The sequence below is a fragment of the Arthrobacter sp. SIMBA_036 genome (genome assembly GCF_046535135.1).
Lineage (GTDB): Bacteria > Actinomycetota > Actinomycetes > Actinomycetales > Micrococcaceae > Arthrobacter.
Genome location: NZ_JAWRXG010000025.1, coordinates 1 through 7,083, shown reverse-complemented (window position 1 = coordinate 7,083; position 7,083 = coordinate 1). Strand labels below are relative to the sequence as shown.

Annotated in this window: 7 protein-coding genes; 4 read left to right on the top strand and 3 right to left on the bottom strand. The window is 61.6% G+C overall.

Features of this window, described 5'->3' with window-relative positions:
• Positions 1–43: 43 nt before the first annotated feature.
• The 3 genes from SB659_RS18885 to SB659_RS18875 form a co-directional block, all read right to left on the bottom strand.
• Complete coding sequence (locus tag SB659_RS18885) at positions 44–1,288, bottom strand: hypothetical protein (RefSeq protein WP_410551499.1); 1,245 nt, start codon at positions 1,286–1,288, stop codon at positions 44–46.
• A 301-nt stretch (positions 1,289–1,589) separates the two neighbouring features.
• Positions 1,590–1,931: a helix-turn-helix domain-containing protein gene (locus tag SB659_RS18880; RefSeq protein WP_410551498.1), complete on the bottom strand. Its 342-nt coding sequence runs from the start codon at positions 1,929–1,931 to the stop codon at positions 1,590–1,592.
• Entirely contained in the window at positions 1,931–3,037 is a 1,107-nt protein-coding gene (locus SB659_RS18875; RefSeq protein WP_410551497.1) for a tyrosine-type recombinase/integrase, read from the bottom strand. Before SB659_RS18875 ends, SB659_RS18880 begins: the two co-directional genes overlap by 1 nt.
• Positions 3,038–3,503: 466 nt before the next feature.
• Here SB659_RS18875 and SB659_RS18870 point away from each other — a divergent pair, with 466 nt between their 5' ends.
• Genes SB659_RS18870 through SB659_RS18855 form a run of 4 tightly spaced genes read left to right on the top strand, consistent with a single transcriptional unit; the run spans position 3,504 to position 6,954 of the window.
• On the top strand, positions 3,504–4,637 hold the full coding sequence (locus tag SB659_RS18870; RefSeq protein ID WP_284974630.1) for a tyrosine-type recombinase/integrase: 1,134 nt from the start codon (positions 3,504–3,506) through the stop codon (positions 4,635–4,637).
• On the top strand, positions 4,630–4,983 hold the full coding sequence (locus SB659_RS18865; RefSeq protein WP_144648897.1) for a helix-turn-helix domain-containing protein: 354 nt from the start codon (positions 4,630–4,632) through the stop codon (positions 4,981–4,983). Before SB659_RS18870 ends, SB659_RS18865 begins: the two co-directional genes overlap by 8 nt.
• The gene (locus tag SB659_RS18860) at positions 4,976–6,463 is read left to right on the top strand and encodes a tyrosine-type recombinase/integrase (protein WP_284974631.1); all 1,488 of its coding nucleotides are present in this window, start codon (positions 4,976–4,978) and stop codon (positions 6,461–6,463) included. The genes SB659_RS18865 and SB659_RS18860 overlap by 8 nt, the downstream gene beginning before the upstream one ends.
• A gap of 14 nt (positions 6,464–6,477) precedes the next feature.
• Complete coding sequence (locus SB659_RS18855; protein ID WP_284974632.1) at positions 6,478–6,954, top strand: DUF6278 family protein; 477 nt, start codon at positions 6,478–6,480, stop codon at positions 6,952–6,954.
• Positions 6,955–7,083 lie beyond the last annotated feature (129 nt).

Sequence of the window (7,083 nt, the reverse complement as noted above, 5' to 3'; positions counted from 1 at the left end):
TGATGGCAAAGTACGTTATCCGTTTTCTTCCCATGCGCGGGCGTTAGGGACGCTGATTCTTCTTGAAGACGATGTAGTCGGACATTCGCGTGGCTGCGCGGGCTGCGTGCTGTGTGATGACCGCGGGGCTGTAGTCGAGTAGATCAATGAGTGTTCGGGCGTCGACTTCCTGGGTGAGGTCGCGGAGTGTGGCGTTTCGGGCCCGTTGTGCGTCGATTCCAAGGACTTTGAGCCGCTCGGAAAGGGTCGCCGGATGAAGGTGCTGGCCCGCGCGGGTGCCGGGGAAAAGCCACGAGGTATTTGAGTTCGTCGTGTTCTGGTTCTCAGATCCCTCACGCTGGCTCCAGAACATCTCGGTTATTGCTGCGGGGATAGTGGCCGGCGTGGTCCCAAGCTTGAGAAGCATGCCCTCGGGAGTGATGCTGATGTGTTCGTGGCGGAGCATGACGATCTTGTTCAGTGGATGTGCCCAGAGCAGCAAGATCAGCCCAGCGAGGCGTGTGGATCTTATGACGTGGCCGTGTTCCAGACAGTTGCGCACGAGTTCAATACGTTCCGCCTGAGTGATCATTGGCGTGGATTGAGCGGGACGGACCGGCGCGTCGAGGTGCCCTCGTCGTGTGCTGTCGCGGTTGAGCCACCGGACAAAATTACGGATGTGCTTGCGGGTGCTGGGCCCGGTACTGAGATATTCGTCGATGTGGGCTTGTCTTAGTTCGCCCGCTGCGATGCCGTGAGAGTCACGGAGCCAGATGAGGAGCTTGCCTGCTTCGGTGATGTCCTGTTTCGCTGCGTGGGTAACGGTCTCGAGATTCACGACCGGGTCTGTTGCTTTGTCCCGGATGCGTTTGAGGTGGTGCCATGCCGCGTAGCGTTCGATCACCTGGCTCGTGCCGTCGTCGGGGAGGTTGCTGATCCTTGTGGCCAGCCAATGTTCGAAGCGGGTGAGATTTTCATTGCCGCGCCCTGGCATCATGCGGTGGTGGACCATCAGGGCGCGCAGGTGTTCGGCGGCAGTGGACCGGGGAAGGGCATCGAAGGCCTCGTGAGTGAGCGGGAGACTTCGGTCTCCGATTGCTTCGAGTAGTTCCCGGGCCTTGGTGCCGCGGCGCATGTAGGTGTAGATGCTCTCGGGTCTGCCGGTTTCGGTGAGGAGGCCGATCAGCCGGCGCAGACGGAAATCATCATTGGGTTTGAGCACTGCCGTGAGGTCGTCTGTGAGGGTGCAGCGGATGCAGAGACCGCCCCGGAACCGTTCGGATTCGCGTTTGCATCGTGTGCAGGTCAAGGCAGTAGTGATGTCAGCGCAGTCGCGGCAGATGGGTTCTTGGTCTGGCGAGCGGCCAGGGAGCATGCGGGTCTCACCGCAGTTGGGGCACTTCCCGCGGCTGTGGGTGGCCTCTGTGAAGCAGGCTCCGCAGACTGGGCCGTCGGGCCAGTGCACCCGGATCTTGGCGACTTGCTGGTGGCACCGAGCGCAGGTGTAGTCTCCGCTTGAGCGTGGTCGGCCGCGTTTTTTGGGGGAGGGCAGATCGGTGAGTGTTGGCGGGCGTGCGGAGCCGTTGCCGCCGGTGGCTGGACGCCCTTGGCTAGTCATCGTCCTCGACGATCCGGGCGCGGACGGGGCGGTAGTTTCGCATGTCCGGGACATCTCCAGTCGCTGTTTTGCGGTGGTGCCGGATGGTCTTGGTGTCGCTGGCCGTGTAGGTGATCAGGTCGTTCGGCGTTACGTCCAGGGCATCGCAGAGTGCAACGAGGACCTTGAAGGAGATCCGTTCAGGTTCCTGGGTCACGATCCGCCAAATGGCATTGGCGGTCAAGGTGATGCCGCGATCGTGCAATAGGGCGGCGAGTTCCTTGGCCGTATGGACCCCGCGGCGTGCCATGATCTCGCGGACCCGCCAGGTGTAGTCGATCTCTCGTCTGCTCATTAGTGTTTCCTCTCGCGCAGTTCCAGGGCCGCATTGATGATTCGTTCATGCACCCGCTCAAGTGCGAGGCGCTGGTAGTCGGGGGAGGGCAGGGTGTAGATCGAGGTCGTGGCCGCGTGCTCGTGGCCGAGCTGCAGCTGAACGAAAGCCACATCGAAACCCTCACCGGTAACCAGGTGGGTGGCATACGAACGGCGGAAAGAGTGCAGGTCCAGTCCCGGCGGGAGCCCCAGCTCGTCTACAAGGTCATGGAGCCGGCCGATCAGATGTGATTCGCCAACAATTTTTCCCGCGCTGGTAGGGAAGAGGTCTGTGACGGGATGCCCATAGCGGGGGAGTCCGTTCCTGATCCAATCGGCAACCATTTCAGCGGACCACTCCCAAACCGTCAGGACGGAACGGACCTTCTTCGCGGAGCCGCGGTGCGGCTTGCCCCAGCGCACCCGGAGTACGCCATGGTCTCCAAGAAACGGAGCCTTGCCGTTGCGCGAAAAGTCCGCCACCTGCAAGTGGCGCAGTTCGTCCGAGCGCAATCCCCATCCGTAAGCTGTCTTGAACGCAATCGCATCACGCCAGGCAGCCAGTGCACCCTTGCGGCCCGAGTCCAGGATCCGCACGACCTCAAGGTCGGCCAGATCAAACAGCTCCTGCAGCTCACGCTGGCTAAATGGCCGCTTGGCAGGACGGGCTTCGGTGGGCTGCGCGTGCGTCACCCGGTTCAGCTCGGTTACCACCTGGGCAAAGACCTGACCAAAGAGCCTCGCACTCTGCTCACACCAGTCATAGTGCGGGCTGCAGGCATAGTCGCAAAACAACTTCACCGCACCTTGGTAAGACCGGACCGTCCCATGGGACAGATTTCGCACAGCACGCGCATGAGAGAAAAAATCGTCCGCGTCGCCCAACGTCCACTGCCATGGATACCGGCCGGAAAAGTCCACGAGGCTCAGCACGACGTTCCGCCTGGTGCGGATAGTCGACGGCGAGAAATCCTTCGCGCGCTGCTGGCGCTCCCAGCCATCCAGGACAAGCGTCAGGAACGACTCCGGATCCGGCGCTTCGCCGCCGAAAGGAACAAACAGAACATTCTCATCATCCTGCGCCATGGTCAGTCCTTGCCTCATCGCAGCTCTTTGCGATCTTCGCACGCAGATTGCGAGAACCGCAATCACTGCTGGCAAAAAGGCTGCTCGCAGGCCACTTAGTGCGAGCCATCAAGGCGCTCCACGGAACTCACTCCCGCTGTTCCCCGGCGCCCTAACATCAAAATGAATCTGCAGGTCAAGTACTCATTAGGGGAGAGCGTCAATACGTTCCCCGAAAGCTCACGATGTGCACGATTCGCACTTAGTGTCATTACTGGTTGACATAAGATAAGTTATCGGCGTCTAAGCAGGACGAGTAGAAGTAGATGAGAGAACCCGTCCCAACCTGCCTTCCGGCGTTTTCGCACGTCAGATGCGCCTGGCGATTGTTGGCGTCCATTAGCTGCCGCGACGGAGTGCGCGCGGTGGCGCGGCTCAGCAACGTAATCTCTCATTAGATGAGAGATTTTTGCGTACAGTTGGGTCAGTGAGTATCGAACCTGGGCGGATTCCGGCCTTTCTGACCAACGTGAATGTCGGGCTGCTGCGTGCCGAGGATCGCGTCTTTGAAGCGATGCTTGATGGCTGGCGGGCACAGATGCTGGCGCGCGGGTTGTCGACGTCGTATATCAAGAGCTCGTGCGGGACGGTCCAGCGGTTCCAGGAGCATGCGAATGAGTACCCGTGGACGTGGTCCGCGCACCACGTGGATGAGTTCCTGGCGGACCGGCGCAGCTCCGAGAAAGGTCTGGCTTTATCAACCCTGAGGGCTAATTCCGGCGCCATCAGGGCGTTCTGCTCCTACCTGACGGATGGACGTTACGGTTGGGCGGCCTTCTGCGAACGGGTTTTCTCGGACATCCCGGTGCAGGTCGTCTTCGAGTGGAACTCGCCCCGGCACACAACGGATGATGCGATGCCGGCACGCCGCCGGGCGTTCACCAGGGCTGAGCTGCAGACCTTCTTCGACGCCGCCGACGACCTGGTCGACACCGAGTTCGCCAAGGGATCCAAGCGATGGCTTCCAGCCCTAAGGGACTCGACGGCGTTCAAAGTCGCCTACGCCTACGGGCTCCGGCGGCGGGAACTGGCCATGCTCGAATACGTCGACTTCGGGCCCAACCCGCACGTTGAGTCTTTCGGCCGGTTCGGGGCGCTCCAAGTGCGCTGGGCCAAGGGAACCAAGGGCTCAGGCCCCCGCCGCCGCACCGTTCTAACTGTCCCCGAATTCGATTGGGTCGTCGGGCTCCTTGAATACTGGCTCTCCCCTGACGGCCGCAAACGTTTCCCCACCGCCGACCGATCGGCCAGCCTGTGGCCCTCGGAACGCTCCGGCTCCACGGTTTACCGCAACTTCGACCGCTCCTTTCAGCGCGTGAGGAAAATCGCGGGCCTCCCGGAGGAACTGTCCCTGCACACGCTGCGGCATTCGTACGTGACGCACTTGATCGAGGCCGGCTACGACCCGCTGTTCATCCAGCAGCAGGTCGGGCACAGCTACTCCTCCACCACGGCCCTCTATACTTCCGTGTCGGCGGACTTCAAACAGAAGACCATCCAGAAAATGATCGCCCAGCGGCTACGCAGCGGCGGCACTGACGAGGGGAACGGCCATGGCTGAACAGCGACGGATCGGCTACCGCTGGAACCTCCGGCAACTGATGGCCCAACGCAACCTCTGGAAGACCACCGAGCTTCTCCCCCTGCTGAAATCCCGGGGTATCAATCTCTCCAACGCCCAGGTCCACCGGCTCGTCACCGGAACACCCGAACGCATTCCCGCCCAGACCTTCGCGGCGCTCTGCGACATCCTCGAATGCACGCCCAACGACCTCTTCGAACCCTACGTGCAGATGCGCGCTGCCAAGACAGCGAATGCACCGAAGAAGCCGGAAGACCTGGGAATCGCCCCCGGCGCACCTATCGCACGACGGATCCGCGTGCTGCCGCCGGACGAAGATGCCTAGGCCCCGGAAAGCCAGCGACCCCGCAACATGGCCCGAACCATGCGGACGCTGCGCTGAACACCACCAAATCGCGGTCCGCTGGCCCGACGGCGGAATCTGCGGCTACTGCTACCAGCAGGCCAAAAGAACCCGAGGCACCTGCGCCTGCGGTCACGAGGGCGTCCTGCCCGGCCGCGTCGACACGCTGCCGGCATGCCGGAGCTGCTCCGGAGTCCAGCTCAACATCGACTGCATCGGATGCGGGAGGGAGGATGAACTCCACTCAGGGAACCGATGCTGGTCATGCATCCTCGCAGCTACCGTCGACAGGCTCCTCAGTCCACCGGATAACCAGCCACCCTCCCCGGCGCTCCGGGCAGTCGCCACCGCCTTGAAGTCCATGAAGCGGGCCAACAGCGGCATGACCTGGATCCAGCAACCACACGTCACCGCCTTCCTCCAACAGCTCGCGGCCGCGCCTGTGATCACACACGCACGCCTCGACGAACTGCCGGCATCCCGCACCCGCGAATACGTCCGAGGACTGCTGGTCGAACACAATGCGCTGCCGCGCCGCGATGAACTCTGCGCAAGGTTTAGTGACTGGTCCGAGCAGGCACTCGAGCGGGTCACTAGCCAGAAGAATCGGGACATCATCCGGCGCTACATCCGCTGGCACCACCAGCGCCGGATGAACCAGATGGGCGAGGTCACCCAAGGCACGTTCCTGAGGGCCAAACAGTCAGTCACCGTAGCTATCGAACTTCTGAACTGGCTCACCGAACGAGACACTGAACTCGCAGAACTGACCCAAGCCCACCTGGACCGATGGCAAGCAGAAGGCCCCACGACGCGAGGCATCGCCTCACGCTTCCTCGACTGGGCAACCAGAACCAGCCTCATCGATCCCTCATTGAAGCTGCAGCCCCACCGCCGCGGCACCAGCCCAAGACTCGATGCAGCCGCTCAAGCAGAGCTCGTCCACAACCTAAGCCACACGACCGACATCAACCCGAGGGACCGCGCAGCAGCCATCCTCGTCCTGGTCTTCGGGCAGCAGGTTTCCGATATCGTCCAGCTGACGTGGGACGACGTCACCGTGACAGAGGATCTGGTCACGGTCACCTTCGGAGCCGTCGAGATCGCACTAACACCGCCGCTCGATGAACCCTGGCGCGAACTCGCAGCCACGCCAACCCATCACCAGACAGCAGCGCACCCCAACAGCAACTGGGTATTCCGCGGCGGCTCACCCGGCCGGCACATCCAAGCCTCAACCCTCACCCATCGATTGAGTAAGGCTTTCAGCAGCCGGGCGGCCAGGCTCGGAACACTGCACGAACTCACCAAACTCGCTCCAGTGGCCATCATCGCCGAAGCACTCGGCTACTCCCCAGCCACCATCGATCGACATGCCCTGGCATCATCGGCCAACTACATGGAATACATGTCCGCACTCTCCACGCATCAGTCGGAGGCAGGAGTTCGGTCCGCACCGTGAAGTAGCATGGCCGCATGTCTGACCCGGACGAAAACGAGGAACCGCTGCAGTCATTGCCCCCAGGGATGCCCAAAAGATACGCCGAGTACCGACCTGAGACTCCCGGCAAGCCCCTACCACCCCCAACGAACGTTGGAGGCTACGATGAGCTGCTCGAGTACTGCCAGCGGAAGGGGCTGTCTCTTCCTCGCTCGCGACAGGGACTCACAACAATTGATTCTCTGATTGAAAGCGCGGAAAACACGACGCCTCTGTCAGCCTTGGTAAGGCCAATAGGCATGTTTTATGGAGATGTCCTGACCCACACCATCTCTGGTGCGCACTGGAAAGTAATCAACGAGAATTTTCCGGAGGTCAGCATAACCACACGCACGAGCGTCTCGGTGATCGAGGTTGCGCAAAGACGGCTGGATCTCGGCCTGCCAACTCTGACAATGAACTACGATCATGCGCTGGACCTGGTACGGGGAGAGCCACCTCAAAGTCATTGAGACTTCGGTATAGGCCCGGATCGCCCCAACGGTTGCTAGAACACGCCTCTGGAACGGAGCTATAAGAACGCCGCAGCCAACGAGGGGCACCAACAACTCGTCCCACTTCAACACGTCCCGCTGCCAGTC

Excerpts from the sequence above, each read along its gene's own strand:
- SB659_RS18865 (WP_144648897.1), top strand. The coding sequence starts at position 4,630 with ATGGCTGAACAGCGACGGATCGGCTACCGCTGGAACCTCCGGCAACTG.
- SB659_RS18855 (WP_284974632.1), top strand. The coding sequence starts at position 6,478 with ATGTCTGACCCGGACGAAAACGAGGAACCGCTGCAGTCATTGCCCCCA.
- SB659_RS18875 (WP_410551497.1), bottom strand. The coding sequence starts at position 3,037 with ATGGCGCAGGATGATGAGAATGTTCTGTTTGTTCCTTTCGGCGGCGAA.
- SB659_RS18880 (WP_410551498.1), bottom strand. The coding sequence starts at position 1,931 with ATGAGCAGACGAGAGATCGACTACACCTGGCGGGTCCGCGAGATCATG.
- SB659_RS18860 (WP_284974631.1), top strand. The coding sequence starts at position 4,976 with ATGCCTAGGCCCCGGAAAGCCAGCGACCCCGCAACATGGCCCGAACCA.